This is a genomic window from Mesorhizobium sp. WSM4311 (genome assembly GCF_002295115.1).
GTDB lineage: Bacteria > Pseudomonadota > Alphaproteobacteria > Rhizobiales > Rhizobiaceae > Mesorhizobium.
The window spans coordinates 82,995-108,979 of the sequence record NZ_NSFV01000004.1; the positions used below are offsets into that span (position 1 = coordinate 82,995).

At 62.7% G+C, this 25,985-nt stretch carries 27 protein-coding genes; 14 read left to right on the forward strand and 13 right to left on the reverse strand.

All coding sequences use genetic code 11. The annotated features are described in order from the left end of the window. Nucleotides 1-69: 69 nt before the first annotated feature. A complete protein-coding gene (locus CK226_RS11235; protein WP_095771854.1) occupies nucleotides 70-891 on the forward strand; it encodes a tetratricopeptide repeat protein in 822 nt (273 codons plus the stop codon). An 87-nt stretch (nucleotides 892-978) separates the two neighbouring features. Here CK226_RS11235 and CK226_RS11240 read toward each other — a convergent pair whose 3' ends face one another. The 9 genes from CK226_RS11240 to CK226_RS11280 all read right to left on the reverse strand — a co-directional run bounded on the left by CK226_RS11240 (nucleotide 979) and on the right by CK226_RS11280 (nucleotide 10,083). After that, nucleotides 979-1,998, reverse strand: a complete 1,020-nt coding sequence (locus CK226_RS11240) for a type II secretion system F family protein (RefSeq protein ID WP_095771853.1) — start codon at nucleotides 1,996-1,998, stop codon at nucleotides 979-981. A 9-nt stretch (nucleotides 1,999-2,007) separates the two neighbouring features. Continuing rightward, nucleotides 2,008-3,021 (reverse strand): type II secretion system F family protein, encoded by a 1,014-nt coding sequence (locus tag CK226_RS11245; RefSeq protein ID WP_095771852.1) that lies wholly within the window; start codon nucleotides 3,019-3,021, stop codon nucleotides 2,008-2,010. A 23-nt stretch (nucleotides 3,022-3,044) separates the two neighbouring features. Further along, complete coding sequence (locus tag CK226_RS11250; RefSeq protein ID WP_095771851.1) at nucleotides 3,045-4,553, reverse strand: CpaF family protein; 1,509 nt, start codon at nucleotides 4,551-4,553, stop codon at nucleotides 3,045-3,047. Nucleotides 4,554-4,577: 24 nt separating this feature from the next. Next, complete coding sequence (locus tag CK226_RS11255) at nucleotides 4,578-5,867, reverse strand: CpaE family protein (RefSeq protein ID WP_020629131.1); 1,290 nt, start codon at nucleotides 5,865-5,867, stop codon at nucleotides 4,578-4,580. A 37-nt stretch (nucleotides 5,868-5,904) separates the two neighbouring features. After that, complete coding sequence (locus CK226_RS11260; RefSeq protein ID WP_095771850.1) at nucleotides 5,905-6,645, reverse strand: CpaD family pilus assembly protein; 741 nt, start codon at nucleotides 6,643-6,645, stop codon at nucleotides 5,905-5,907. Between the two features lie 14 nt (nucleotides 6,646-6,659). Next, nucleotides 6,660-8,186: a type II and III secretion system protein family protein gene (locus tag CK226_RS11265; RefSeq protein ID WP_095771849.1), complete on the reverse strand. Its 1,527-nt coding sequence runs from the start codon at nucleotides 8,184-8,186 to the stop codon at nucleotides 6,660-6,662. Beyond that, nucleotides 8,183-8,998, reverse strand: coding sequence for a Flp pilus assembly protein CpaB (cpaB, locus tag CK226_RS11270; RefSeq protein WP_095791899.1), 816 nt, complete (start codon nucleotides 8,996-8,998; stop codon nucleotides 8,183-8,185). The genes CK226_RS11265 and cpaB overlap by 4 nt, the downstream gene beginning before the upstream one ends. A 214-nt stretch (nucleotides 8,999-9,212) precedes the next feature. Then, entirely contained in the window at nucleotides 9,213-9,731 is a 519-nt protein-coding gene (locus CK226_RS11275) for a prepilin peptidase (RefSeq protein ID WP_095771847.1), read from the reverse strand. A gap of 175 nt (nucleotides 9,732-9,906) precedes the next feature. Next, nucleotides 9,907-10,083, reverse strand: coding sequence for a Flp family type IVb pilin (locus tag CK226_RS11280; RefSeq protein WP_027043512.1), 177 nt, complete (start codon nucleotides 10,081-10,083; stop codon nucleotides 9,907-9,909). A gap of 355 nt (nucleotides 10,084-10,438) precedes the next feature. Between CK226_RS11280 and CK226_RS11285 the strand changes: the two genes are divergently transcribed. From CK226_RS11285 to CK226_RS11295, 3 genes are all read left to right on the forward strand, one after another. After that, nucleotides 10,439-10,861, forward strand: coding sequence for a pilus assembly protein N-terminal domain-containing protein (locus CK226_RS11285; RefSeq protein WP_095771846.1), 423 nt, complete (start codon nucleotides 10,439-10,441; stop codon nucleotides 10,859-10,861). A gap of 140 nt (nucleotides 10,862-11,001) precedes the next feature. Next, the gene (locus tag CK226_RS11290; RefSeq protein WP_095771845.1) at nucleotides 11,002-11,592 is read left to right on the forward strand and encodes a TadE/TadG family type IV pilus assembly protein; all 591 of its coding nucleotides are present in this window, start codon (nucleotides 11,002-11,004) and stop codon (nucleotides 11,590-11,592) included. Between the two features lie 34 nt (nucleotides 11,593-11,626). Further along, the gene (locus tag CK226_RS11295) at nucleotides 11,627-12,250 is read left to right on the forward strand and encodes a TadE/TadG family type IV pilus assembly protein (protein ID WP_095791900.1); all 624 of its coding nucleotides are present in this window, start codon (nucleotides 11,627-11,629) and stop codon (nucleotides 12,248-12,250) included. Nucleotides 12,251-12,256: 6 nt separating this feature from the next. Here CK226_RS11295 and CK226_RS11300 read toward each other — a convergent pair whose 3' ends face one another. Continuing rightward, nucleotides 12,257-13,180, reverse strand: coding sequence for a phosphate/phosphite/phosphonate ABC transporter substrate-binding protein (locus CK226_RS11300; protein ID WP_179301030.1), 924 nt, complete (start codon nucleotides 13,178-13,180; stop codon nucleotides 12,257-12,259). A 271-nt stretch (nucleotides 13,181-13,451) separates the two neighbouring features. Between CK226_RS11300 and CK226_RS11305 the strand changes: the two genes are divergently transcribed. The 9 genes from CK226_RS11305 (at nucleotide 13,452) to CK226_RS11345 (ending at nucleotide 23,150) form a co-directional block, all read left to right on the forward strand. Beyond that, nucleotides 13,452-14,693 carry a phosphopentomutase gene (locus tag CK226_RS11305; protein ID WP_095791902.1) on the forward strand — a complete coding sequence of 414 codons (1,242 nt, stop codon included), beginning with the start codon at nucleotides 13,452-13,454 and terminating at the stop codon, nucleotides 14,691-14,693. Next, nucleotides 14,686-15,576: a bifunctional DNA-formamidopyrimidine glycosylase/DNA-(apurinic or apyrimidinic site) lyase gene (gene mutM / locus CK226_RS11310; RefSeq protein ID WP_095791903.1), complete on the forward strand. Its 891-nt coding sequence runs from the start codon at nucleotides 14,686-14,688 to the stop codon at nucleotides 15,574-15,576. Before CK226_RS11305 ends, mutM begins: the two co-directional genes overlap by 8 nt. Before the next feature lie 32 nt (nucleotides 15,577-15,608). Continuing rightward, nucleotides 15,609-16,382 (forward strand): enoyl-CoA hydratase, encoded by a 774-nt coding sequence (locus CK226_RS11315; RefSeq protein WP_095787288.1) that lies wholly within the window; start codon nucleotides 15,609-15,611, stop codon nucleotides 16,380-16,382. A 181-nt stretch (nucleotides 16,383-16,563) separates the two neighbouring features. Continuing rightward, nucleotides 16,564-16,830, forward strand: a complete 267-nt coding sequence (rpsT, locus tag CK226_RS11320; RefSeq protein ID WP_010913342.1) for a 30S ribosomal protein S20 — start codon at nucleotides 16,564-16,566, stop codon at nucleotides 16,828-16,830. Between the two features lie 852 nt (nucleotides 16,831-17,682). Then, nucleotides 17,683-19,227, forward strand: coding sequence for a chromosomal replication initiator protein DnaA (gene dnaA / locus CK226_RS11325; protein WP_095771839.1), 1,545 nt, complete (start codon nucleotides 17,683-17,685; stop codon nucleotides 19,225-19,227). Nucleotides 19,228-19,533: 306 nt separating this feature from the next. Then, nucleotides 19,534-20,652: a DNA polymerase III subunit beta gene (gene dnaN / locus CK226_RS11330; RefSeq protein WP_010913340.1), complete on the forward strand. Its 1,119-nt coding sequence runs from the start codon at nucleotides 19,534-19,536 to the stop codon at nucleotides 20,650-20,652. 83 nt (nucleotides 20,653-20,735) lie between these two features. Continuing rightward, nucleotides 20,736-21,875 (forward strand): DNA replication/repair protein RecF, encoded by a 1,140-nt coding sequence (gene recF / locus CK226_RS11335; RefSeq protein ID WP_095791904.1) that lies wholly within the window; start codon nucleotides 20,736-20,738, stop codon nucleotides 21,873-21,875. Nucleotides 21,876-21,906: 31 nt separating this feature from the next. Next, complete coding sequence (locus CK226_RS11340) at nucleotides 21,907-22,659, forward strand: molybdopterin-synthase adenylyltransferase MoeB (RefSeq protein ID WP_095771837.1); 753 nt, start codon at nucleotides 21,907-21,909, stop codon at nucleotides 22,657-22,659. A gap of 14 nt (nucleotides 22,660-22,673) precedes the next feature. Next, complete coding sequence (locus CK226_RS11345; protein ID WP_095792149.1) at nucleotides 22,674-23,150, forward strand: GNAT family N-acetyltransferase; 477 nt, start codon at nucleotides 22,674-22,676, stop codon at nucleotides 23,148-23,150. Nucleotides 23,151-23,196: 46 nt separating this feature from the next. Here the strand turns inward: CK226_RS11345 and CK226_RS11350 are convergent, their stop codons facing one another. Continuing rightward, a complete protein-coding gene (locus CK226_RS11350) occupies nucleotides 23,197-24,198 on the reverse strand; it encodes a D-glycerate dehydrogenase (protein WP_019863085.1) in 1,002 nt (333 codons plus the stop codon). 148 nt (nucleotides 24,199-24,346) lie between these two features. Between CK226_RS11350 and CK226_RS11355 the strand changes: the two genes are divergently transcribed. Next, a complete protein-coding gene (locus tag CK226_RS11355; RefSeq protein ID WP_095771836.1) occupies nucleotides 24,347-24,907 on the forward strand; it encodes an SH3 domain-containing protein in 561 nt (186 codons plus the stop codon). Here CK226_RS11355 and CK226_RS11360 read toward each other — a convergent pair. After that, nucleotides 24,897-25,364, reverse strand: coding sequence for a DUF4260 domain-containing protein (locus CK226_RS11360; RefSeq protein WP_245437730.1), 468 nt, complete (start codon nucleotides 25,362-25,364; stop codon nucleotides 24,897-24,899). The two genes, CK226_RS11355 and CK226_RS11360, sit on opposite strands and share 11 nt — an antisense overlap. Beyond that, entirely contained in the window at nucleotides 25,361-25,792 is a 432-nt protein-coding gene (gene irrA / locus CK226_RS11365) for an iron response transcriptional regulator IrrA (protein ID WP_010913333.1), read from the reverse strand. Before irrA ends, CK226_RS11360 begins: the two co-directional genes overlap by 4 nt. Nucleotides 25,793-25,985 lie beyond the last annotated feature (193 nt).

The following is a 25,985-nucleotide window of genomic DNA, read 5'->3' on the forward strand; positions in this document are numbered from 1 at the left end:
AACAGAATATTTCTGCGGGAGGGAAGATGGCCACGCAATGGCCGCGCATGAATGGAGGCTTAGGTGTCGATGCCGACCAACCGCACAATGAATGCCAGAGGAAAACGGCTCGCCACCACCGCCCTCATGCTGGCGCTCGCGGCGGGCGTCGCCGGATGCGGAACCAGCAGGATGACTACCGGCTCGATCGCTCGTACCAGCGGCAAGCCGCTGGAGAGCATGTCGGCGGGAGAAGTGCACAATGCCACGGCCGCCCTCGGCCAGTCCTACTCCAGGAATCCCAACGACAAGCGCATCGCAACCAACTTCGCGGCCGCGCTGCAGATGGACGGCGATGCCGACCAGTCGCTTGCCGTGATGCGCAAACTGGCGATCGCCTATCCCAAGGATCGCGACGTGCTCGCCGCCTATGGCAAGGCGCTGGCCGCCAATGGCCAGTTCGAGGCAGCGCTCGACGCCGTGCGCCGCGCACAGACACCGGAATATCCCGACTGGAAGCTGGTGTCGGCGGAAGCGGCGATCCTTGATCAGCTCGGTCAGAAGGACGATGCGCGCCAGCTTTACCGAAAGGCGCTCGAACTCAAGCCGAATGAGCCCTCGGTTCTCTCCAATCTCGGCATGTCCTATGTGCTGGAGGGGGATCTGCGCACCGCGGAAACCTATATGCGTTCGGCCGCCCAGCAGCCCAACGCCGATAGCCGCGTGCGCCAGAACCTGGCGCTGGTCGTCGGCCTGCAGGGCCGCTTCGACGAAGCCGAGAAGATCGCCTCGCAGGAGCTCTCGCCCGAGCAGGCACAGGCCAATGTCGCTTATCTCAGGCAGATGCTTGCGCAACAGAATGCCTGGAGGCAGCTCAAGGATCAGGACAAGCCGAAGACGGCAACCAACTGAGGCGACGATCTACAAAGGCCCCAATTGAACGAAGAAGCCGCGCTGAGTTCAGCGCGGCTTCTTCGTTTGTTTCCACGTGCCTCGCCGCTACTTGGTCGATGATGACGGATGATCGGTGCCGAAGATGCCGCGCTGGCTGACCTGGATGCCGGCCGGACCCAGGATGATGGCGAAAAGCACCGGCAGGAAGAACAGGATCATCGGCACGGTGAGCTTGGGCGGCAAGGCGGCGGCCTTCTTCTCGGCGGCATTCATGCGCTGGTCCCGGCTTTCGGCGGCAAGCACGCGCAATGCGTGCGCCACCGGAGTGCCGTAGCGTTCGGCCTGGACGAGCGCCTGCGACACCGATTTGACCGATTCCAGACCGGTACGGTTCGCAAGATTCTCATAGGCCTGCTTGCGTTCCTGCAGATAGGAGAGCTCGGCGTTGGTCAGGATGAATTCTTCAGCCAGAGCCACCGACTGCGCGCCGATCTCGTCGGCGACCTTGCGGAGCGCGGCTTCCACCGACATGCCCGACTCCACGCAGATCAGCATCAGGTCCAGCGCATCCGGCCACGCCATCTGGATCGACTGCTTGCGCTTGGTGGCGCGATTGTTGACATAGACGACCGGGGCATAGAAGCCGCCATAGGCGACCAGGATGCAGACGAACAGCCGGATGACCAGGGGTTTGTCGGGCAATCCTCCGAGCACGAATATGTAGACCAGCCCCAGCGCGAAGCCGACAAAAGGCAACACGAGGCGGAAAAAGAGAAACCGCGTCAGCGGGTTCTGTCCGCGAAAGCCGGCGACCTTGAGCTTCTGCAAGGTGCTCTCGTCGGCCAGTGCGCGCCGCAGGTCGAGCCGATCGACAATGTTGCGCATACCGACCGACTGTTGCTCGCGCAGGCCCTTTCGGCGGCGATCGGCCTCGCTCGCGAGCCGCGCGCGCTGCTTGGCGCGAAGCTCATCGCGCTCCAGCGCGACCGACTTCATGCGCGACTTGAGCTGGTTTCCGCCGAATGCCGGCAGCAATGTAAAGACCGTCGCGAACACGGCGATGGCGACCAGCAGCGCGATCAGCAGGCTGGGATCCGTCAATGATTTGATGACTTGGTCGGTCATGCCGCGGCCCTAGACTTCAAAGTTCATCATCTTGCGCATGACCAGGATGCCGATCGACATCCATACAGCGGCACAGCCCAGTATCAGATTGCCAACGCTGGTGTTGAACAGCGGCATCAGATAGTCGGGGCTGGAAAGATAGACGAGAAAGGCAACGATGAAGGGCAGCGCGCCGATGATGGCGGCGGACGCCTTCGCCTCCATGGACAGCGCCTGCACCTTGGCTTTCATCTTCTTGCGATCACGAAGCACGCGTGAAAGGTTGCCCAGCGCCTCGGACAGATTGCCGCCGGCCTGCGACTGGATCTGGATGACGATGCCAAAGAAACTCGCCTCGGTGCACGGCATGGTTTCGGGCATGCGCAAGGTCGCATCGGGGATCGACAGGCCCATCTGCTGCGAATCGACGATGCGGCGAAACTCCATCTTCACCGGCTCGGGGGATTCGTTGGCGATGAGGCGTACGGCATCGTTCAGCGGCAGGCCGGACTTGACCGCGCGCACGATGATATCGAGCGCGTTTGGAAATTCGTTGAGGAATGCCTTGACCCGGCGCGCGCGGCGAAACGATACGAACCAGCGCGGCAGGCCGAGCGCGCCAGCCAACAACACACCGGGCAAGACAAGCATCGGCGCACCGGCCACGAACGCGACCACCGTCAGCGCGAGACCGCATATGGCGGAATAGATGTAGAAACGCTCGATTGAGACCTTCATCCCGGCCTGCCGGAGTTGCGCCTTCAGCGGCGGCTTCTTGATGGCGCTGTCCTTGGTCTTCTGCTTTTCGTCGAGTTCCTTCAGCGAATCCTGCACGGATTTCCGGCGCTTGGCTGCATCCGTCGCGCGGTCGCGGGTGGCCTTGACGACGGACCGGTCCGTCTCGGCGGCCTTGATCGTCTCCAGCCGCTTGCCAGCCTGTTTCTCGTTGCTGATCTGGTTGAACAGGAATGCATAGGCGACCGCGCCGGCGCTGAAGCCGGCGAGCACGACAAACGCCAATACGGTGCCGTCAATTCCAAACATCGACCAGAACCCTCAACGCCGCGTCAGTCAGCGCGTTTCTCCATAGCCTCGAGCGCAACGGCGAGGCGCTGCTCCTCGCCGTAGTAGCGAGCCCGATCCCAAAAATGCGGGCGGCCGATGCCGGTCGAGACATGCTCGCCCAGCAGCCTGCCGTTGGCGTCCTCGCCCTTGATGTTGTAGAGGACGATGTCCTGCGTGATGATGACGTCGCCTTCCATCCCGATCACCTCGGTGATGTGAGTGATACGACGCGATCCGTCGCGCAGGCGCGCCGCCTGGATGATCACATCGATGGAACCGACGACGATTTCACGCACGGTTTTCTGCGGCAGCGAATAACCGCCCATGGCGATCATGGATTCGATACGGTTCAGGCATTCGCGCGGGCTGTTCGAGTGGATCGTTCCCATCGAACCGTCATGGCCGGTGTTCATCGCCTGCAGAAGATCGAACACTTCGGGTCCGCGCACCTCGCCGACGATGATGCGCTCGGGCCGCATGCGCAGGCAGTTCTTGACCAGGTCGCGCATCGTCACTTCGCCTTCGCCTTCGAGGTTGGGCGGTCGGGTTTCCAGACGCACGACATGTGGCTGCTGCAGTTGCAGTTCGGCCGAGTCCTCGCAGGTGATGACGCGCTCGTCGCGGTCGATGTAGTTGGTGAGGCAGTTGAGCAGTGTCGTCTTGCCGGAACCGGTGCCGCCCGAGATGACGATGTTGCAGCGAACACGACCGATGATCTTGAGGACTTCGGCGCCCTGCGGCGAGATGGCCCCGAACTTGACCAGCTGATCGAGCGTCAGCTTGTCCTTCTTGAATTTGCGGATGGTGAGTGCGGTGCCGTCGATGGCGAGGGGCGGAGCGATGACGTTGACGCGGGAGCCGTCGGGAAGGCGGGCGTCGCAGATCGGGCTGGATTCATCGACACGGCGACCGACCTGACTGACGATGCGCTGGCAGATGTTGAGAAGCTGCTGGTTGTCACGAAAGCGAATGCCGGTCTGCTCGACCTTGCCATTGACTTCGATGTAGACGTTCTTGGAGCCGTTGACCATGATGTCGGCGATGTCGTCGCGGGCGAGCAATGGTTCGAGCGGCCCATAACCAAGCACGTCGTTGCAGATGTCCTCGAGCAATTCCTCCTGCTCGGCGATCGACATTGCGAAATTCTTGATCGCGATGATGTCGTTGACGATGTCGCGGATTTCCTCGCGCGCGGTCTCCGGGTCGAGCTTGGCCAGCTGCGACAGGTCGATCGTGTCGATGAGCGCCGAGAAGACCTGGCTCTTGGTGTCGTAATAGGTTTCGCTCTTTTCGCGTTGGGGGCGCCTCGCCTCCGGCGCGATGGGCGGCGCCTCGACGGCGCGGCGAGCCGGCGGCGCCACAGGCGCGCTTGGCTGCAGCGGTGCCGCGGGCCGGGCAAGAACCGCCGTATCCGCCGAACCCGCTGGCGGCGGCGCGGCCGGCGCCGGTGCTGGCTGGCGGAATTCCGGTGTGAACCGGTTGCCGTCGTCGTTGCCTCTTTTACCGAACATGATCGACTACCGGTTCCAAAAGCGTCACTTCTTGTTGCGCGAGAGCTTGCCGAGCAGACTGCCCAGGCCGGCCTTCTTTTTCGTGCGGATTTCGCTTCGCCCGGTCAGCACGTGGGCAATCTCGTTGATGATCGCGACAACAGGGTTCTTGGCATCCATCTCGCCGAGCATCCGCCCATTATTGGCGGCATTGCCGAACAGCAATGGATCGAAGCCGATGACCGACATTGGCGTGAGGCCGAGCGGCTCGGCGAAATCGGACGGCGAAATTTCCGGCCGCTTGGGAACGCCGGCCTGGTTGATGATCAGCTTCGGCGGCGGGTCGTTGGGGCGAAGCCGCTTGAGCATGTCGACCATGTTCTTGGTGTTGCGCAGATTGGCCAGTTCCGGGGTCGCCGTGATGACGATCTCGTCGGCCTTGACCAGCGTGTTCTTGGCCCAGCCCGTCCAGACATGGGGGACGTCCAGGACCAGGAGCGGCACGCTGCGCTGCGCGGTATCGACAAGCTGAGCAAAGGCGTCGGGATCGAAGTCGTAGACGCGTTCCAGCGTCGAGGGCGCGGCGAGCAACGACAAATGCTCGGCGCACTGCGTCAGCAGCCGGTCGAGATAGACTTCGTCGACGCGCTCGGGCGAGAACACCGCTTCGGCGATGCCCTGGGCCGGATCCTGGTCGAAATTGATGTTGGCCGTGCCGAAGGCGAGATCGAGGTCGGCGACGACGACCTCGGATTTGAACAGGGAGGACATCGCCCAGGCGACATTGTGGGCGATGGTGGAAGAGCCGACACCGCCCTTGGCGCCGACAAAGGCGATCGAACGGCCGATGGGTTCAGCCTCCGGATCGACGAAAATCGACGACACGACACTGACGATGTCAGCCATCGAAACGGGCGCGATGACATATTCGGAGATGCCGGAGCGGATGAGCTCGCGATAGAGACCGACATCATTGTAATGGCCGATCACCACCACTTTCGAGGATGGATCGCAGTATTCAGAGAGCTGGGCGAGCTGCTCCAGCAATTGCTTGGGTTCGCTGCGTGACTCCAGCAGGATCAGGTTCGGGGTCGGCGCCGATTGATAGAACTCGATCGCCGTGGGAATGCCGCCCATATGGACTTTGAGATGCGCCTTGGTCATACGGCGGTCCTCGCCGGCGCGCTCGACCGGATTGGCGACGCCCTCGGTCTCGCAGAATGCCTGGATCGAGATGCGCGGAACCGGCCGCAACGCCTGCATCGCGGCGATGTCCTGCGGTGATGTATCACCGCCGTCCACGGTGGCGTCATAGGCAAGATTGCTCATGGTCATGCTCTTTTCCGTGGCTTCTCTTCCTCGAGGGCTCGGCTCAGTACGTCACTTCCGAATTGCCGAGGAATTCATCCGAAATACCTCTTGCACGATAGACATCGATCACCTTGCCGCGGTTTTCAGCGTCGATGGTGGTCTGCTTGCGCGGCCCGAGCAGATCGGCCGGGTTGGCCATCTGGGCAGCGAGATTGTTTTGATAGGAACAGCCGAAGTCGGCATAGTGCTTGTTTTCCGACGTCTCGAGCACATCGTCGGGCCAGCGTCCGCATTTGTCGGTCTGCGCCCTCACCGCGATATAGGAGACGCGAACCGGAGCGGATGTCTCACTCGAACCGGCCTGGTAGGAGACCACGACGATCCGGTTGCGCTTGATACCGCTGGCGACCGCGAGCCTGGCGAAATCACGGCCGGCCGCCGTCGCGGCGACCTCGTTGGCCGATCCGCTCGGAATCTGGATGGTCAATGTCGGAGCAGCACTCTTGTCGTAGCCATCGAGGAAACCGAGCAGCGTGTCGCGCTGCGAACCGGTCATGCCGCGGTCGCCGGCGCCGACAGGCAGGTCGATCTTCTGGTTCTTCTCCGCGATGACGATCGGATGGTTGGTGCGATAGTCGTCCGGAACGGCGCCGACGGTGATGCTGTCGCGCTGGGCGCACCCGGCCAGCAGAGCGGCGGTCATCGCCACCGCCAGAACCGGCAGCACCCGCAGGCCGGTCCGCGAACGGCAGGCGCGCATCGTCGTGGCGATGGTCCTTGTCTTCAACGCTGACTGAGACATGTCCGCTTCCCCATTCACTTGTAGATGTAGCCGACAACGCCGTGGTAACGGCCGTTGGGCTTGTCTGTCTGCATGGTGCCGTAGACGCGATTGACCTTGCCAAGAAAATTGGCGGCGCCGTCGCTGGCAGGGTTGAAATTGTCGTCCGGCTTGGCGAGATCGTTGCGCGCCACTGGCTTGGTGAGATAGGGCGTGATGAAAATCACCAGCTCGGTCTCGTTGCGCACGAAGTCTCTACTGCGGAACAAGGTGCCAAGGACCGGGATCTTGGTGAGACCTGGCAGTCCGGAGACCGCTTGACGCACGTCGTCGCGGACCAGACCCGCTATCATCATGGAGCCGCCGGAAGGCAATTCGACCGTGGTGTCGGCAAGGCGCTTACGGATAGACAGCAGTGTGGTGCCAGGTAAGGACCCCCCCGCTTCCAAGGTCGTGCCACCTTCCGTGGTCGGCTCCGAAACGGCCGTCCTGACCTTGAGACTGATACGCCCAGCCGACAGCACGACCGGTTGGAACTCGAGGCCAATACCGTATTCAATCTGCTGGTTGGTGTATGTCACCTGGCCGGTCTGGTTGTCCGTGGAGACGTTGCTTGTGCGCCCGGTAATGATATTGAACTCACCGCCGACCTTGAATGTCGCCTTCTCACCCGAGACAGCCGTCAGTGTCGGTTCAGCCAGGGTTTTCATGACTCCCGACTGTTCCATCGCATTTATGTAGGCCTGAAAGGGTGAGGTTGCGCTTCCAAGGCTAAAGCCTGAATTCTGCGATAGTGGTTTGCCCAAGCCGTAATTCGGCGAGCTTAGCGCGTTCCAGCTGATACCGTTGCTGTTGCCGCTGCCAACCATGTTGACACCAAGCTGCTTCATCACAGAGCGACTGACTTCAGCGACGGTCACCTTGAGCGTGACCTGGTCGTCGCCGATGATCTGCAGAAGATTGACGATCTTCGAGACGCGTCGTTCCTGGTCGGGGTTGTTGATGTCGACGCCGCTCTGGGCCGAGCCGCCGGCCGCGGTCTGCGAATACTGCCCGGTCGTTGCTTCACCGCCTGAGACGAAGATCGTCGCCAGGTCGACCGCCCGCTTCGCGTCCAGCGGCGTATCGACCATTCCGGTCAAGACGACATTGTCGTTCAGCAGTTCCACCTTCACGTCCGAGGTCGGAAGGAAGCGCTTGATATAATCTTCCAGGCCGGCGACGTCGCGTTCGACTGCCAGGTCCAGGCTGGCGATCTGTTCGCCGTTCGGGCCGAAGACGAAAATGTTGGTCTCGCCGACCGATTTGCCGAACAGATAGATACGCCTTGCAGTGCGGGTCACCGCATCAGCAACGGTCGGGTTGGCGACGAGAATGTCGTAGGCATCGCTCGGCAGGTCTATGACCACCGATTTGTTGAGGCCGAGCTTGACGCGCTGCGTGGCTGTCGTGGCCGACACCTGCGTGCTCTTCGCCTCGACGACGCCCTGCACATTCGTTCCGACGAGCAGCAGGCCGAATGCCGCGGCTGCGATTGCCGGCAGTTTACCGCTTAGCCTCATTTCCTTGCCCCTACTTCGGAGACTTCGCCCGACTTGATCAGTCTCACCGTTCCCTTGCGGCCATTGCCGGAAACGAGATAGTCGGCCTCGCCCACATTCTTTTCCTGGGTGTCCGCGACCGCGCGCAAGGCCAGCGTCAGGCGATCCGCCATCTGCTGGGCGACGGTGATGATCTCCGCCTGCTTGGGCGTCAGCTCCAGCGTGGCGGTCTGGCCCACCCTTGTCTTCTTGCCCTCCTCGTCTTCCTGGATCGTCTGGTCGATCGCCAGGACGCGGATGTTCTTGAGGATGGTTTCGGTGTTGAAGCCCGTGCTGCCGCTGTTGGCATCCGCCCTGCGGGTCATGATGACGTCGACGAAGTCGTTGGGAAGGATGAAGCCGCCGGCCGAAGTGTCGGCCGAGATGGTCGTGGCGACTGCCCGCATCCCGGAGGGCAGGATGGACGACATGAAGCTCTGCCCCTCGCCGATCAGCTTGGAACGCCGCACCGGCTCACCGGCATACATCGGCACGCGGGCGATCGATGCCTTCAATTTCTCCAGGGCGTCGGGAGCATTGGCCTTGGTGATGAAATTCGCGTTGACCCCGTCGGCCGGCCAGGATTGCCAGGAAATGTTGTTCTGCAGCGCGTTGCCCATCGCGACATCGCCCGAGAGCACAAGCACGTCCTGCAGGGGCACGGCGGGAGCCTGGGGGCCGGAATCGACCACGATCTGCGGCGGCGGCGCGGTGACCATGTTCTTCGCGACATAGCCAGCGCCACCCGCCGCGGCCACCGCCACGCTAAGAATAATAAGTCGGGATGCTGGCATCTGTCCGAACCTCGCCCTTGGCAAACCACGTAGCCAAGCCGGACTTTGCAGCGGCAATCGTCAAAACAAGGTTAATGTAATGCTTACGATCGTGATTAATTTAAGGTTTACATAAATTGTCTGGATCGCGCCGCCACGGATCAAAGGGGCCTAGCGAAGGCTCATTTCAAAGCCGGCCGGGCAATGCGGTGGGGGAAACGGAAAACGATCGCGTTCAGCTCGCAAGCCTGGCCAGCGCCCACACCATCAAAGGTGAGTCCGGATAGGTCAGCAGCCCGCCAAGGCCGAGCGCGATCCCGTAGGGAATCCCGACCGACTCTTCCGCGAAATGGCGCAGGAACGGATTGCTGCCCGTCATAACCGCCAGCGGCGACTTCCGGTAAAGCAGGATGGCGATCGTCAGCAGGCCGCCGATGAGTGTCGAGACAACAAGGTATTCGACGAGTTGGATGTTCAACCCCATCCACACGGCCGTCGCGGCCAGCAGCTTGGCATCGCCGCCTCCCATGCCACCCATTGCGAACAGGCCAAACGTCACGGCAAGGACCAGGGCGCCGGCGGCGAAATGCCAACCATAGGCTGCCCATTCCATACCCGTCAGCGGCGCGACCAGCGCGAACACGACGACAAGCAGCACCGACACGCGATTGGCAATTGTCATCGACAGCATGTCGGAGATCGCTGCAAACAGCATGCAGAACGGAAAGACGACGAAGATCAGGGCTTCAAGCATCGGCGCTCATGCCTATTTGTAGGGGCTTCCAAGCAATTCAATATAGGCCGGTTCGATTAACGTTCGATGAGACCCGTAAAGAGAGACGCCCACCCTTGCCAACGAGAACAAAACAGGGGCCGCTATGTAGCGGCCCCTGTCCAGAACATTAGCTGAGCGTTCAGCAATAGGCAGATCAGCTGCCGCTGCTGTTCAGGGTGGTTCCGATCGACGTGAACTTGGCGTTGATTGCATTGCCAAGGGCGCCGGCGCCGGTGATGATGGCGAGCGCGATGAGGGCGGCGATCAGACCATATTCGATAGCGGTCGCGCCGGATTCGTCCTTCACGAAACGTGCAAAAAGGTTAGACATTCGAGAGCTCCTACTCCACGTGTTACAGCACTTCCGTCAACTTCTGTGATGGTTGATCGGATGCTGCCAATCTAGGGAGAAGCTCTTTCGATCGGCTTAATAAACAGCCTTACCGATTCCTTTCCCGGCTCGAACGGAATGCGTGGTTAACCCGACGCTAAGCGCTGGCTAACCTACTGTTTCCCAAGCCAATGCCGCGAAAGACAAGGCTTTGGCAAAGCTTGCGACTGGCGCGAATCCAACCCCGTGAACAGCCACGTCGATCGCCACATCCGGCGCCGGCAAGCCGACTTAACCGTTGGTTCACCAATCTCGTTCATGTTCCGTTGAACAGTTTGCTTGCGGGAGCGCATCGATGGCCGTGCAGAGATCCTCAATCCTGATTGCCGTGCTTCTTGCCGCCACGAGCTTGATCACGCCAGCCGTGGCCGCCGCCGATATCGAAGTGACGATGAATCAGGCCAAGATCGTGAAGTTGTCGCGTCCCGCCGACACGATTGTCGTCGGCAACCCGGCCATCGCTGATGCCTCGGTCCAGGACGCCTCCACGATCGTGCTCACCGGCAAGGGTTTCGGCGTCACCAATCTCGTCGTTCTCGACCAGGAGGGCAGCCCGATCGTCGACGCGCAGGTTACCGTCGTGCGGCAGGCGGCCTCGTCGGTTCGCATTTACCGGCGTGCAGAGGTCCAGACCATGTCCTGCACGCCCTATTGCGAAAGCTCCTACAAGAGCGAGGCTGAAAAATCCTCCGAGGCCGAGATGAGCGTGAGCAAATAGGCTGCGCGGCGCCACCAGCCTGTCCAGGTTACCGGCCGGTTAAGGCGCCGGCGCCGACTTTAACGATCATTCAAACCGGGCCTCAATTGGTTTGCGCTAATGCACCTGTCGGAACCGTCCAGGGGTGGCAGGAACAGGACATGGGCAACGAATTCAGCTCGACAGATCAGCACAAGGCGGAGCGCGCCGGGTTTCTGACGCGCTTCCTTCGCAATCGCCGTGGCAGCACCGCCATCGAATTCTCGATACTTGCATTGCCGTTCGCCCTCCTCATATTCGCCATCCTTGAAAGCTGCATCTCGTTTGCCGGCCAGGAAGTGATGGCCAACATCACCGACGATGTCGCGCGCCAGTTGCGCACCGGCCAGCTGCGGCCGGCGGATGTCGCCGGGAGCAAATTGACGACCCTGATCTGCGGCAGGCTGCAGATCATCGTCTCCACGGATTGCCCGCAACAACTGCTCGTGGACCTTCGCGAGTATCCGACCTTCGCTGACGCGGCCACCGCGACCTTCAAGATCCAGAACGGCGATGTCGTGCTGATGCAAGGCACGAACTCACAGACTTTCGCAAACACGCCTGGCCTGGCGGAATCTAAGAACATGCTGCGGGTCTTCTACAAATGGCCTGTCATGACCGATCTGATGGCCAAGTCGATGGCCAATCTGAGTGGTGGCAGGACGCTGCATTTTGCATCGGTGACCTGGCAGAACGAGCCGTTCGACAATTGAGTTCAGAACGACCAACAAGAAAAAGGCAAATGCCATGATGCGTGCGGGGGCACATCTGAAAATCTCGGAGTCCTGGAGCAGGGCGATCGGATTCTTGTCTAATCGCAAGGGCATCGCGGCGGTCGAGTTCGCTCTTATCGTTCCGATCCTGCTGGTCTTGTACTTCATGACCATGGAGGCTTCGCAGGCCATCGAGACCAGCAAGAAGGTCAGCCGCATCGGCAGCATGGTTGCCGATCTCGTCACGCAGCAGCCGACCATCGTCAAGACGGATCTCGACGCCATCATGAAAATCGGCACCTCGACCATTCAGCCCTACAACCGCTCGACGCCGAACATCACGATCACGGCAATACAGGTCACGACCGACGCAACGCCGCTGGTGAAAGTGGTGTGGTCGCGCAAGGTGGCGGGTGGCGTCTACGGCGTCGGTGCCGCCGCGGGCACGACCACGACGGTTCCGGCAACGCTCAGGGTCGCCGGAACCTTCCTCATCCGCGTCGAGAGCAATCTGGCCTATACACCGATCATCGGTTGGACGACGGACACCCAGCAGAAGCTCGGATTGACCCAATCCCTTACCACCACGATCCCGATGGGCGAGACCTACTACCTGCGTCCGCGCAGAAGCCTGACCATCCCCTGCGGCGATTGCTGAAGCCTTTTACTGCCGGCCGCCATCGGCCGACACCAGGCGCACGATGGCTTGCGCCGTCGCATAGTCTTTTGGGGCGACGGTCAGAAAGCCGCCGGAGTGCTTCGATTCCAGGAGATCGTAGAGATCCGGCGTCGTCGATTTGAGGTTGGTGAGGAATACGGTCAGCCGGCGCCTGGCTTCCGGGTCGAGATCGCTGCGCACGGCATGGGGACCGTATCTCAGCAGGCTCGACATCCACACCACCTGGAGAGCCGACGGCGAAAGGCCGGCCGCTTCGAGCCTGGCCTGCGTGCCGCCCGATAGCAGCGGCTGGCCGTCGGCCGCGGCCCTCACCCAGCCGAACGTGGCGTCGGCATGGCCGTCGACAAGCATGGTTTCCGCCGCGGACGCCGTATCGGCACGGATCAGAAACGGGGCATCCTCGGCGATCTCAGCGTGTTCGGCGGCCAGCTCCATCAGCGGCAAAAGCGAGCCCCCGACGCTGTCCGGCGGCGGCATGGCGATCCGGTGCGTCTCCATCGCCGCCAGGCCTGACAGCTTGCCGTCCCGGGTCAACAGCACGGAGCGGATGCCGACCGCACCATCGGAATCGACCGGAGCCACAAGCGGTTCGACACATCCGCAACGCTGCAGCGCCGTCGCGTAGGCCGTCGCCGAATAGATGGCGTACTCGATCCGGGCGTTGGCCTGCGCCTCGATCAGTGCCGCGTAGTCGCGCGCGACGACAAACTCCACCTTCATGCCAAGCGCGTTGGTAAAGGATTGCGTCAACAGCGCCAGCCCCGGGACAGTGTTGCCGGCGCCGGGCTCGGCGACGATGCCGATGCGGAATGTGCCGATATCGTCGCGCCAGTCGGCCCGCGCCGGACCACAGCAGAGCGCGCCGTGCATGACCACGAGGGCAGCATATGTCTTCAGCGCGGCGCTCATGACAAGAACTGTCCTGCGTTTCCTTCGATCCATGTCCAAGCCCGTGCGTCGTGCTTTACATCTCGGATTGTGTCAGTCGTCGTTGCCCCAACCCGCGCGCACTTGGGCGACATGCTCTCTTGGTTTGTCCATGCCGTTGTCCCAAAACCGCTGCACGTTTTCGGGCGACATGGACTGGACTGTCGCGCCAAGCCGTTGCCGTTTGGTTTCCGAATTGCCAATGCCGTCTTGGAACCCTATGTCTGGGCGTCCAAACTGGCAACAATGACCGATGGCGCGCGCTTTCCTCTTCGTCCTGGACTCTTTCGGCATCGGCGGTGCGACCGACGCCGAACGCTATGGCGACGCCGGCGCCAACACGCTTGCGCACATTGCCGAAGCTTGCGCCGAAGGGCGCGCGGATCGCGAGCGGCTTCGGCAAGGGCCGCTGTTTGTCCCGCACATGGCGTCGCTCGGGCTTGGCAAGGCAGCGGAGACGGCGACAGGGTTGGGTTTTGCCCATTTCGGGACGGATCTGGTCGCCAACGCCTTCCATGGCGCGGCGCAGGAAGTTTCGAGCGGCAAGGACACGCCCTCCGGCCACTGGGAGATCGCCGGGCTGCCGGTGCGTTTCGACTGGGGTTACTTCCCGGATACGGTTCCGGCCTTTCCCGCTGATCTGACCGCGGCGATGATCCGCGAGGGCGAGGTGCCAGGCATCCTCGGCAACTGCCATGCGCCGGGCACCGAAATCATCGAACGGTTCGGCGAGGAACACATCCGTACCGGCAAGCCGATCTGTTACACCTCCGTCGATTCGGTCCTGCAGATCGCCGCGCATGAAGTTCATTTCGGGTTGGATCGGCTTTATGAATTCTGTCAGGTGGTGCGCCGGCTGGTTGATCCGCTCAGAATCGGGCGCGTGATCGCACGGCCGTTCGTCGGCGAGACCGCCGCCACCTTCCAGCGGACCTACAATCGCCATGACTATGCCGTGCCACCTCCGGAGCCGACCTTGCTTGACCGGCTGACGGCGCGGGGAAGCCGCGTCATCGCCGTCGGCAAGATCGGTGACATCTTCGCCCATCGCGGGATTTCGGAAGTGCGCAAGGCCGCCGGCAACATGGCCATGTTCGACAAGGCGCTCGGTGCGATGGACGATGCCGGCGACGGCGATCTCGTTTTCGCCAATTTCGTCGATTTCGACACCGAATTCGGCCATCGCCGCGACGTCGCCGGCTATGCCGCCGCGCTCGAGGCCTTCGACCGACGGCTGCCGGAAGCATTCGCGAAGCTGCGGCAGGGCGACCTTCTCATCCTGACGGCCGACCACGGCAATGACCCGACCTGGCGAGGGACCGATCACACGCGTGAACGCATCCCGGTGATCGGCATGGGACCGGGTCTGGCAGGTGGCGATATCGGACTGAGAACGACATTCGCCGATATCGGCGAAACCGTCGCCGAACACCTCGGGCTGGCGCCCGGCCGCTACGGCACTTCTTTCCATCCGATGATTGGCAGCCATGCCTGAATTGCCCGAAGTCGAAACGGTCCGGCGTGGCCTGCAGCCGGTCCTGGAAGGTGCCCGTCTGGCAAGGGTCGAGGCGCGTCGGCCAGACCTCCGGTTTCCCTTTCCCGAACGGTTTTCGGAAAGGCTGACGAGCAGGACCATCACTGCACTCGGCCGCCGGGCCAAATATCTGACCATGCATGTGCAGGACGGCCCCGTGCTGATCTGCCATCTCGGCATGTCGGGCTCCTTTCGCGTCGAGACCGACGACGACGGTGAGACACCCGGCGTGTTCCACCACGCGCGCTCGAAAAGCACGGCACACGACCATGTGGTGTTCGATGTGGTCGGTGCCGACGGCGCCCGGTCCCGCGTGATCTTCAACGACCCGCGCCGCTTCGGCTTCATGCTGTTTGCGGAAGGATCGCCGGAGACGCATCCGATGCTGGCCGGGCTGGGCGTCGAGCCAACGGGCAACACGCTGGACGGCGCGCTGCTCGCCTCGTTGCTGCAAGGCCGCGGATCGCCGCTGAAGGCAGCACTTCTTGACCAGAAGCTGATCGCGGGACTTGGCAATATTTATGTCTCGGAGGCGCTTTGGCGCGCCGGCCTGTCGCCCTTGCGCGAGGCGGGCACCATCGCCAAGCCGGGCAAGAAGGCCAGACAACAAAGCGAACGCCTCGCCGAGGCGATCCGCTCGGTCATATCGGATGCCATCGCCGCCGGCGGGTCTTCGCTGCGCGACTACATGCACACCGACGGATCGCTGGGCTATTTCCAGCATTCCTTCGCCGTCTACGACCGTGAGGGCGAGCCCTGCGCGAAGCCTGGCTGCGGCGGCCATATCGAGCGCGTCGTGCAGAGCGGACGCTCGACCTTCTATTGCCGGACGTGTCAGAGCTGAGTTAGACCGGGGTGGAGCGAGGAGAAGCAGCCATGGCCTATGAAACGATCATCACCGAGACGCGCGGCAAGGTCGGACTGGTCACTCTGAACCGGCCAAAGGCGCTCAATGCGCTGAACCTTCAGCTTCTGGCCGAACTGGTCGCGGCCGTGAAGGACTTCGACGCCGACGCCGGCATCGGCGCCGTGGTCATTACAGGTTCCGACAAGGCCTTTGCCGCTGGCGCCGACATCAAGGAAATGCAGGCAATCTCCTTTGCGGACGCCTATCTGCAGGACCTGTTCGGCGGCTGGGAAGACCTGACGCGGGTGCGCAAACCCGTTATCGCCGCGGTGGCCGGCTATGCGCTCGGCGGCGGATGCGAACTGGCAATGATGTGCGACTTCATCATTGCCGCCGACACGGCCAAATTCGGTCAGCCCGAAATCACGCTCGGCGTCATTCCCGGCATGGGCGGGTCGCAACGCCTGACCCGGTTTGTCGGCAAGTCGAAGGCAATGGACATGTGCCTGACCGGACGGATGATGGATGCGGCGGAAGCCGAGCGCTCAGGTCTGGTGTCGCGGGTCGTGCCCGCCGCCGAGCTTGTCGAGGAGGCGGTCAAGGCGGCCGCCAAGATCGCCGACTTCTCGCTGCCGTCGGTGATGATGGCGAAGGAAGCCGTCAACCGTTCCTATGAGACGACGCTGGCCGAGGGATTGCGGTTCGAACGTCGTCTGTTCCATTCGCTTTTCGCGCTCGAAGACCAGAAGGAAGGCATGGCGGCCTTCGCCGAAAAGCGGAAGCCGAATTTCGCCAATCGGTAGAGCCTTGCCGGCCCGCGATCGAAACCCTGTGGCGTCGGCCAAAAAGAACGCCAGGCAGCGTTGACGCGCCGGAAAAGCTGAACTATAAGCCCCACCAACCGAGGCGGCCCTGTGGCTGCCCGTTTGTTTTTTGCGCCCTGCGGCATGCCGCGTGCGCCGACCAGATCAGAAGAGAGGCATCATGGCCAACACATCCTCGGCCAAAAAGGCAACGCGCAAGATCGCCCGCCGCGCGGCGATCAACAAGAACCGCCGCTCGCGCGTGCGCACCTATGTCCGCCAGGTCGAAGAGGCGCTCGCCTCCGGTGACAAGGCTGCCGCGCAGGCCGCCTTCAAGGCCGCCGAGCCGGAATTGATGCGTGCCGCAACCAAGGGCGTCATCCACAAGAACACGGCGTCCCGCAAGGTGTCGCGCCTGGCCGCACGGCTCAAGGTGCTGTCGGCCTAACATCGCTATACAGACTAGCTTGTCTAAAACCCGGCCGATCGCGCCGGGTTTTTTTCGTTTGCCGGCAAGTACTTAAAAAGAATGCTCGGAAACGGCGCCTAGGGCGGCTTCCAAGCTTTCAAATGCTTTGCCGGCACATACATGCCCGCCGATGGTTGGCACGCTTAAAAAGCGTCGCCCAGGAAATCCTTGACTGTCAGAAATAAGCAATATTTTTCAGACAGTTAGCAATGGTCATCCACAGCATGTCCACAGCGCTCCAAAGGGACGGGAGGACAACTGGCTGTCAAGCGAATTATTTCAGAATATTTCGTATCGGCCCGGCTTTTTCATATTCGCCGGAAAAGGGTTTGAATCACAATGGCTTTGTCAAAATACGCCGCTGCGGTATGGCGCCCGAAGGCGCCGGAGGTAACCAGATTCCTTAAAAATCCGTTAGACGTGGCCTTGCCCTATCCACAGCGATTTCGGTAATGTCCATCCATCGAAGGGGACGGGCCTCTGGTCCTTAACCCAGCCTGACGCGGCCAGCTTAAATTGGCGGGATTTGCGACGCGGATCAATTCCGCGGACGGCTTTGGTTTGCTCTTTTCGATACGGTAGGGGACTGGCGTAACGAGACATGGCAGGTTGACAGCGCGCCGGCGTTTTTCGCCGGACGATGTTGTATTGCCCTGACATACCCAACGCGGACTGGCTTCCATGGGCCGGCACCGGTTCCCTACGGATTGTGGCGACGTTCATTGCCGGCGGCGGCAACGGGCATCGTAGCGAAGACACAGTCGCTGGAACAAGGATGCAGGAGGCGCATCCCCGGCGGAAAACAGGTACAGAAAGACAAGGAACTCGATCATGCAGAGCGGCATCGAAAGGGAGCTTACGGGCGACCTCCCATTTCCTGGAACTTTGATCGGAGCAAACGAGATGGCGGTCTCCAGCGACGCGGAACAGAAGTTCGACCGGGTCAAAGCCCAGTTGAAGGCGCGTCTGGGAGCTGAAGTCTATTCGAGCTGGTTCGGCCGCATGAAGGTCGCGGAAGCGTCCAAGGGCATTGTCCGCATCTCGGTCCCCACCGCGTTCCTGCGCTCGTGGATCAATGGCCATTACCTCGACCTCATCTCCGAACTGTGGAAGCAGGAGGATGCCGATCTCCTCAAGATCGAGATCGTGGTGCGCACGGCCACTCGTCAGGGGCGCAGCCATGTCGAACCGGAATTGGCGCCGGCTCGCAAGATGACACGGCAGACGCAGACGGCGCTGGCCGCCGGCACCGTAAGCCCCGGCAGGGTCGAACGGCCCCCGGTACCGCGCCCGGGTGCGGCGGTCGAGAGCGAGTTCCGCCATAATGTTCTGGGGTCGCCGCTTGATCCGCGCTACACGTTCGGCTCCTTCATCGAGGGGCCGTCGAACCGGGTGGCGTTCGCCGCCGCCAAGGCCGTGGCGGAATCGCAGTCGAGCGCCGTGCGCTTCAATCCACTATTCCTGCATGCGACCGTCGGGCTCGGCAAGACCCACCTGCTGCAGGCCATCGCGGCGGAATCGCTGAAGCAGAACCCGAAGGCCCGCGTCGTCTACCTCACCGCGGAATATTTCATGTGGCGCTTCGCCACGGCGATCCGCGACAACAACGCGCTGACGCTCAAGGAGCAGCTGCGCGACATCGACCTCCTGATCATCGACGACATGCAGTTCCTGCAGGGCAAGTCGATCCAGCATGAATTCTGCCATTTGATCAACATGCTGCTCGACAGCGCCAAGCAGGTCGTTGTCGCTGCCGACCGGCCGCCGTCGGAGCTGGAATCGCTGGAGCCGCGCGTCCGCTCGCGTCTCAATGGCGGCGTCGCGCTTGAAATGTCGGCGCCCGATTTCGCCATGCGCCTCGGCATGCTCAAGCTGCGCCTGGCCACGGCCAGGGTCGACGACGCATCGCTCGATATTTCCGAAGAGATCCTCAATCACGTCGCCCGCACCGTGACCGGCAGCGGACGCGAACTGGAGGGCGCCTTCAATCAGCTGCTGTTCCGGCAGTCGTTCGAGCCGCAGATCACCATCGACCGCATCGATGAGATCCTCGGCCACATCTATCGCACCGGCGAGCCGAAGCGGGTCCGCATTGAGGACATCCAGCGCATCGTGGCGCGCCACTACAATGTGTCGAAGACCGAATTGCTTTCCAACCGGCGCACGCGCACCATCGTCAAGCCACGGCAGGTCGCGATGTACCTGTCGAAGGTGATGACGCCCCGCTCACTGCCGGAAATCGGACGGCGCTTCGGCGGCCGCGACCACACCACCGTGCTGCACGCCGTGCGCAAGATCGAAGACCTTTCCGGCAATGACAACACGCTGGCACAGGAACTCGAGCTGCTGCGACGGCTGATCAACGATCAGGCCTGATCTGGCCCGGAACAGGCAAGCCGGAACTGCGTTAGAATTCAACGGCTTGCCTGCCCAGCTGTCGGTCCGGAATGGGCTCGCGGCATCGACCGGCGACGATCCAGATTCCGGATTCAGCACACCGGCAGGAGGTCTTCGCGGCGTTTATCCCCAGAAAGCCCGCGCAGCCGGCCCGAACCGGTGTCGCGGGCTTGCGTTTGCTAGCTTTTTCCTGTCAGTTTACGCAGATTCTGAGCCTGTTCAGACCTTTCGCGGGGCGCCGCCAGCCGGAGACCCGCTCATCCTTTCAAGCGAGCCTGTTTCGTCATGCGTGTTATCCTGGAACGGTCAAATCTCCTGAAGTCGCTCAACCACGTCCACCGTGTGGTCGAACGGCGCAACACGATACCGATCCTGTCCAATGTGCTGCTCAGCGCCGAAGGCGCCAGCCTGGAAATGAAGGCCACCGACCTCGACCTGGAGGTGACGGAAGCAACGCCAGCCAAGGTGGAGCGTGGTGGGGCGACGACGGTCCCCGCGCATCTGCTCTACGACATCGTGCGCAAGCTTTCGGACGGCGCCGAGGTGATGCTGAAAACGGACGAGGACGGCAACGCCATGACGGTGACGTCGGGCCGCTCGAGCTTCCGCCTGCAGTGCCTGCCGCAATCCGATTTCCCCGAACTTTCGGCCGGATCGTTCTCGCATATCTTCCGGCTCGACTCGGTTGCCCTGAAGGGGCTGATCGAGAAGACGCAGTTCGCCATTTCCACCGAGGAGACGCGCTATTATCTCAACGGCATCTACCTGCACACGCATGAAGTCGGCGGCAAGCTGAAGCTGCGCTCGGTGGCGACCGACGGCCACCGCCTGGCGCGCGCCGAAATCGACGCGCCAGCAGGTTCCGAAGGCATGCCGGGCATCATCATTCCGCGCAAGACGGTGAGCGAGCTGCAGAAACTGGTCGACGATCCGGATGTCGCCGTGACCACCGAACTATCCGATACCAAGATCCGCTTCACCATCGGCAGCGTGGTCCTGACCTCGAAGCTGATCGACGGCACCTTCCCCGATTATCAGCGGGTCATTCCGACGGGCAACGACAAGAAGCTGATCCTCGACCGCCAGAGCTTTGCCGCTGCGGTCGATCGCGTCTCGACCATTTCCTCCGAACGCGGCCGCGCGGTGAAGCTTTCGATCAGCGAAGGCCAGGTGACGCTTGCGGTCAACAACCCGGATTCCGGCAGCGCCACCGAGGAACTGGCTGCCGATTACTCGTCCGACCCGATCGAGATCGGCTTCAACGCCAAATATCTGCTCGATGTCGCCGCGCAGCTGACCGGCACGGAAGCCAAATTCATGCTGGCCGATGCCGGCTCGCCGACCCTGATCCACGACATGGCCGACGAGACCGCGCTTTACGTGCTGATGCCGATGCGGGTGTAGCCGGCGCTGCATCATCGATCCGGCGCTGCGACAGGACCGGCGGCAAGAACAATGATTGCGGCACTTCTACAGGCGGATAGCGGTTGCCGGCACAGACGCATATAAGTAAGCTTACACTTACTAATTTCCGCAACTATGCGGCGCTGGCGATCGATCTCGCCCCGGGCGCAGTCGTGTTTTCCGGCGACAATGGCGCCGGCAAAACCAACCTGCTCGAAGCGATTTCCTTTCTGACGCCCGGGCGTGGCTTGCGCCGTGCCCCTTACGCCGATGTCGCGCGCGAAGGCGGCGATGGCGGCTTTGCGCTGCATGCCCGGCTCGATGGGCCCGACGGCCGGGTCGAGATCGGCACGGGCGTTTCCGTCGGCGAGGGCGAAGGCGGCAGGCGCGTTCGCATCAACGGCGCGACCGCCCGATCGGCCGAAGACATGCTGGAATGGCTGCGCGTGGTGTGGCTGACGCCGGCCATGGATGCGCTGTTCACCGGACCGGCCGCGGATCGCCGGCGCTTTCTCGACCGGCTGGTTCTGGCGATCGATCCCGGCCACGGCCAGCGTGCGCTCGACTACGAAAAGGCCATGCGCGGCCGTAATCGCCTGCTTACGGATGGATCTCGCGACGATCGCTGGTTCGAGGCGATCGAGACGCAGATGGCCGAAACCGGCGTCGCCATTGCGGCGGCGCGCGCCGAACTGGTGCGCCTGCTGGCCGCCATGATCGACAGGCTGCCCGACACGGGGCCGTTCCCGCAGGCCGACATCAGCCTTTCGGGCGATCTGGAAGCCGAGGTTTCCAGCGCGCCGGCGGTCGATGTCGAGGAGCGGTTCCGCCGCGCGCTCGCCGGTGGACGTGATCGCGATCGTGCCGCGGGACGAACGCTCGAAGGCCCGCACCGTTCCGATCTCCTGGTGCGGCACCGGCCCAAGGCGATGCTCGCCGAGCTTTGTTCGACCGGCGAGCAGAAGGCCTTGCTGGTCGGTATCGTGCTCTCGCACGCACGACTGACCGGCGAGATGTCCGGCATGACGCCGATCCTGCTGCTGGATGAGATCGCCGCCCATCTCGACGGAGGGCGGCGGGCGGCACTGTTCTCGATCCTCGAGGAGTTGAACTGCCAGGCCTTCATGACGGGAACCGATGCCGCGCTGTTCTCCAGCCTCAGGGGGCGTGCGCAATTCCTGACCGTCGACCATGGCACGGTTGGGCCAACCGAAGACGCCTGACAAGGTTTTTCGGCCACTGTATTGTCCTGACATGACCACTGCGCTCACCGCCGACGAGATCGAACGCTATGCCCGCCACATCGTGCTGCCGGAGGTCGGCGGTGCGGGCCAACAGAAACTCAAGCAAGCGCGCGTCCTGGTGATCGGCGCCGGCGGGCTGGGCGCGCCGGTGCTCGAATACCTTGCGGCGGCCGGCGTCGGCACGCTCGGCATTGTCGACGACGACACCGTGTCGCTCTCCAATCTGCAGCGTCAGGTCATCCACGACACCGATACGGTCGGTAAACTGAAAACCGACAGCGCCAGGGCGGCAATCGCCCGCATCAATCCCAACACCGCGGTCGAGACGCACACGTTCCGGCTGAGCGCCGACAACGCCCCTGCCCTCGTCGCCCGCTATGACATCGTGGTCGACGGTTCCGACAATTTCGAGACCCGTTATACGGTGGCCGACGCCTGTGCGAGCGCGCGGAAACCCCTGGTGCATGCCGCCGTTGGCCGCTTCGATGGGTCGGTGACGGTGCTGAAGCCGTTCGAGGTCGGCAAGGATGGCAAGCCCAACCCGGGCTATCGCGATCTCTTTCCCGAAGCGCCACCGCCAGGCCTGGTGCCGTCCTGCGCCGAGGCCGGGGTGCTTGGTGCGCTGACCGGCGTCGTCGGCACGCTGCAGGCGATGGAGGCGATCAAGCTGATCACCGGCATCGGCGAGCCGCTGGTCGGCCGACTGCTGCTCTACGATGCGCTCGCCGCGCGCTTTGAGACGATCCGCTACGCCAGGCGCTGACCTTGGAGCGGACCATGCCCCTTACAATCGACCGCATTCCGGCCGATTTCGGCCGCTGGGACGAGGTGCTTGCCTTGATCATGCGTGCCTTCGCCTTCATGGACGGCGTCATCGACCCTCCGTCCTCGGCTCACCTGCTCACCATCGACACACTGCGCGACAAGGCCCGGCGAGAGACCGGGTTCGTGGCCATCGATGGCGACAGGATCGTCGGCTGCGTCTTCGCTGAGGAAAGGGCCGACGATCTTTACGTCGGCAAGCTCGCCGTCGCCCCGGACTGCCAGGGGCAAGGCATCGGCCGGCGACTGATGAAGTCGGTCGAACGTCTCGCGCTCGATCGCGGCAAGGCGGCGCTGGAACTGCAGACGCGCATCGAGCTTACCGCCAATCACGCCGCCTTTGCCCGCCTCGGCTTTCACGAGACCGGGCGGACGGCGCATGAGGGCTACGCCAAGCCGACATCGATCACCATGCGCAAGGCCCTTTCGTAAGCCTTGGCTTGCATTTGAAGAACAGGGAGCGCGGAGCGCGATACCGTCAGGTTCTGAGCGGCAGCACGCGGTCGGGCGGGCGGTGACCGTCAACGAAGGCCCGGATGTTGATGATGACTTTCTCGCCCATGTCGATGCGGCCCTCGAGCGTCGCCGAACCCATATGCGGCAAAAGCACGACTTTGTGCCGGGCGGCAAGCTTGAGCAGCTTGGCATTGAGCGCCGGCTCATGCTCGTAGACGTCGAGGCCGGCGCCGGCGATCTTGCCGTCCTGGATCAGCTTGACCAGCGCTTCCTCATCGATGATGTCGCCGCGCGCGGTGTTGACGACATAGGCCGTCGGCTGCAGCAGCGCCAAGCGCCGTGCCGACAGAAGATGGAAGGTCGCGGGCGTCGACGGACAATTGACGGAAATGATGTCCATGCGGGCCAGCATCTGGTCGAGGCTCTCCCAATAGGTCGCCTCCAGCCCGTCCTCGACCGCCGGCAAAACACGATGGCGGTTGTGATAGTGGATGGACAGGCCGAAAGCCTTGGCCCGGCGCGCGACGGCCGTGCCGATGCGGCCCATGCCGACGATGCCCAGCCGCTTGCCCCAGATGCGCCGGCCAAGCATCCAGGTCGGCGACCAGCCGGCCCATTTCTTGTCGCCGGTGAGCACATTGGCGCCCTCCGCGAGCCGGCGCGGCACCGCCAGCATCAGCGCCATGGTCATGTCGGCGGTGTCTTCGGTCAGCACATTAGGCGTGTTGGTGACGGTGATGCCCCTCTTGGCGGCCGCGGCCACGTCGATCTTGTCGACGCCGTTGCCGAAATTGGCGATCAGCTTGAGGTTGTCGCCGGCCTGGGCGATCAGCGCCGCGTCGATCTGGTCGGTCACCGTCGGCACCAGCACGTCGGCTTCCTTGACCGCGGCGACCAGCTCCGGCTGCGTCATCGGCCTGTCCTCGACATTCAGCCTGGCGTCGAACAGCTCGCGCATGCGGGTCTCGACAGGGTCGGGCAGCTTTCGCGTGATGACCACGAGAGGCTTCTTTTTGCCTACCATTGTTTCCCTCGTTGAGACCTCTTTAACCAAGACCGGCGAAACTGAAAGCCTGTCGCGGTAGCCGATTTACCCATGTAACAAGCGGTGCCGCCGAAGACAAAGAAAAAGGGGCGCCAAGGCCACCGGGCCGGCGCCGAAAGGAACGAAAGTGTCTGGTTTCGCGTCGCTTCGCCTGGCCATCAGCGCAGCATTTCTCGGCGCTCTCCTCTATTCCCCGCTTGCCGTGGCGCAGGGCGCGGCCGCGCCCGCCCAGAGCGCCGTCACGCTCGGGCCGAGCGGCCTGCCGCTGCCGCGATTCGTCAGCCTGAAGTCGGGCCGCGTCAATTCGCGCGTCGGCCCCGGCGCCAACTACTCGGTCGACTGGATGTATATGAAGGCCGGCCTGCCGATGGAGGTCGTCCAGGAATTCGACACGTGGCGCCGCGTGCGCGACGCCGATGGCTCGGAGGGCTGGATCAACCAGTCGCTGCTGTCAGGCCGGCGCACGGCGATCATCGCGCCCTGGCAGCGCGGCAAGGGTGCCCAGATCAACCTTATGAAAAGTCCCGACAAGGATGCTCGTGTGGTGGCGATCGTCGAGCCGGGCGTCATGGGCACGATCAAGTCCTGCGACGGCCAGTGGTGCGAAATGACGCTCGACGGCCACACCGGCTGGCTCGCCCAGGCCGCGGTCTGGGGCGCCTATCCCGGAGAGCGGGTCAAGGACTGAGCTCGTCCCGCTTGCGCCCGATGCGGCCAAGGTGGGTGTCCTGAAAACCGGTTGGCAGTTTCAGGCCGTAGCCCAGTGCGCGGTCGATGGCGATGTGGGCGATCCAGATCAGTGCGACCGCGCTCGCGACCGCATGACCGGACAGGTACCCGACGAGCAGCAGCAGCACCGGTACGATGAGGATGTGCAGGGCGTTGTAGGCGATGGCGCCGGTGCGCGGCCCGCCGAGATAGCCGAACATTGACAGGTCCGGCGCCAGGATGAGCAATCCGAAGAGCCACCAGGAAACGCCTGACCAAGCGTAGAAGACGATCGCAACGGCCGCCACGACAGCCCATTCGAGCCGGATTATCAAGTCGAGGGGCTTCATCCCTGGCAGATTACTCTGGCCTGACAGATTATTCTGGCCTGACAGGTCATTGCCGGCCGAACCGATTGTTCTGGCCTCACCGGTCATTCCTGGCGCTTGGGGCGCAGCCTCACCACGATGTCGACATTGGCGATTTCCATGCCCTCTGGCGGATCCGGCAGGTTGGTGACCGTCACCGGACCGTTGGCGATGTCGAAAATCCGGTTTTCGCCTTCGATGTAGAAATGATGGTGGTCGGAGGTATTGGTGTCGAAATAGGTCTTGGCGCCCTCGACGGCGAGGATGCGCAGCAGCCCCGCCTGGGTGAACTGGTGGAGCGCGTTGTAGACCGTGGCCAGCGACACCGGCACGCCGGCGGCCAGCGCCTCCTCGTGCAGTTCCTCGGCCGAGAGATGGCGATCGCCCTTGGCGAAAAGCAGGTCGGCCAGCGCAATGCGCTGCCGTGTCGGCCTCAGGCCGGCCTCACGTACCCGCTTGTCCACAGCGACATTTTCCTTCCGGCAGCCCCGGTCCATCTGGTCTTCCAAGCCAACAGTCCCGCTTCAAGACACGCCCAGAATGGCAAAAAAATGAATGCCTGCCGAAACCGGACCCCTGTTGACATATATTCGGTCGTCCGAATGCGATCAATAGCGCGCATTGACCCGGGCAGACTGGCGGGTTAAGCGCAAACGCCGGTTTCCGGCCTGAAACAGATTGTGTTAGGAC

Bases quoted from the DNA above. Each gene is read 5' to 3' on its own strand.
- CK226_RS11235 (WP_095771854.1), top strand. From the start codon at position 70: ATGCCGACCAACCGCACAATGAATGCCAGAGGAAAACGGCTCGCCACC.
- CK226_RS11240 (WP_095771853.1), bottom strand. From the start codon at position 1,998: ATGACCGACCAAGTCATCAAATCATTGACGGATCCCAGCCTGCTGATC.
- CK226_RS11245 (WP_095771852.1), bottom strand. From the start codon at position 3,021: ATGTTTGGAATTGACGGCACCGTATTGGCGTTTGTCGTGCTCGCCGGC.
- CK226_RS11250 (WP_095771851.1), bottom strand. From the start codon at position 4,553: ATGTTCGGTAAAAGAGGCAACGACGACGGCAACCGGTTCACACCGGAA.
- CK226_RS11255 (WP_020629131.1), bottom strand. From the start codon at position 5,867: ATGACCATGAGCAATCTTGCCTATGACGCCACCGTGGACGGCGGTGAT.
- CK226_RS11260 (WP_095771850.1), bottom strand. From the start codon at position 6,645: ATGTCTCAGTCAGCGTTGAAGACAAGGACCATCGCCACGACGATGCGC.
- CK226_RS11265 (WP_095771849.1), bottom strand. From the start codon at position 8,186: ATGAGGCTAAGCGGTAAACTGCCGGCAATCGCAGCCGCGGCATTCGGC.
- cpaB (WP_095791899.1), bottom strand. From the start codon at position 8,998: ATGCCAGCATCCCGACTTATTATTCTTAGCGTGGCGGTGGCCGCGGCG.
- CK226_RS11275 (WP_095771847.1), bottom strand. From the start codon at position 9,731: ATGCTTGAAGCCCTGATCTTCGTCGTCTTTCCGTTCTGCATGCTGTTT.
- CK226_RS11280 (WP_027043512.1), bottom strand. From the start codon at position 10,083: ATGTCTAACCTTTTTGCACGTTTCGTGAAGGACGAATCCGGCGCGACC.
- CK226_RS11285 (WP_095771846.1), top strand. From the start codon at position 10,439: ATGGCCGTGCAGAGATCCTCAATCCTGATTGCCGTGCTTCTTGCCGCC.
- CK226_RS11290 (WP_095771845.1), top strand. From the start codon at position 11,002: ATGGGCAACGAATTCAGCTCGACAGATCAGCACAAGGCGGAGCGCGCC.
- CK226_RS11295 (WP_095791900.1), top strand. From the start codon at position 11,627: ATGATGCGTGCGGGGGCACATCTGAAAATCTCGGAGTCCTGGAGCAGG.
- CK226_RS11300 (WP_179301030.1), bottom strand. From the start codon at position 13,180: ATGAGCGCCGCGCTGAAGACATATGCTGCCCTCGTGGTCATGCACGGC.
- CK226_RS11305 (WP_095791902.1), top strand. From the start codon at position 13,452: ATGGCGCGCGCTTTCCTCTTCGTCCTGGACTCTTTCGGCATCGGCGGT.
- mutM (WP_095791903.1), top strand. From the start codon at position 14,686: ATGCCTGAATTGCCCGAAGTCGAAACGGTCCGGCGTGGCCTGCAGCCG.
- CK226_RS11315 (WP_095787288.1), top strand. From the start codon at position 15,609: ATGGCCTATGAAACGATCATCACCGAGACGCGCGGCAAGGTCGGACTG.
- rpsT (WP_010913342.1), top strand. From the start codon at position 16,564: ATGGCCAACACATCCTCGGCCAAAAAGGCAACGCGCAAGATCGCCCGC.
- dnaA (WP_095771839.1), top strand. From the start codon at position 17,683: ATGCAGAGCGGCATCGAAAGGGAGCTTACGGGCGACCTCCCATTTCCT.
- dnaN (WP_010913340.1), top strand. From the start codon at position 19,534: ATGCGTGTTATCCTGGAACGGTCAAATCTCCTGAAGTCGCTCAACCAC.
- CK226_RS11340 (WP_095771837.1), top strand. From the start codon at position 21,907: ATGACCACTGCGCTCACCGCCGACGAGATCGAACGCTATGCCCGCCAC.
- CK226_RS11345 (WP_095792149.1), top strand. From the start codon at position 22,674: ATGCCCCTTACAATCGACCGCATTCCGGCCGATTTCGGCCGCTGGGAC.
- CK226_RS11350 (WP_019863085.1), bottom strand. From the start codon at position 24,198: ATGGTAGGCAAAAAGAAGCCTCTCGTGGTCATCACGCGAAAGCTGCCC.
- CK226_RS11360 (WP_245437730.1), bottom strand. From the start codon at position 25,364: ATGACCGGTGAGGCCAGAACAATCGGTTCGGCCGGCAATGACCTGTCA.
- irrA (WP_010913333.1), bottom strand. From the start codon at position 25,792: ATGGACCGGGGCTGCCGGAAGGAAAATGTCGCTGTGGACAAGCGGGTA.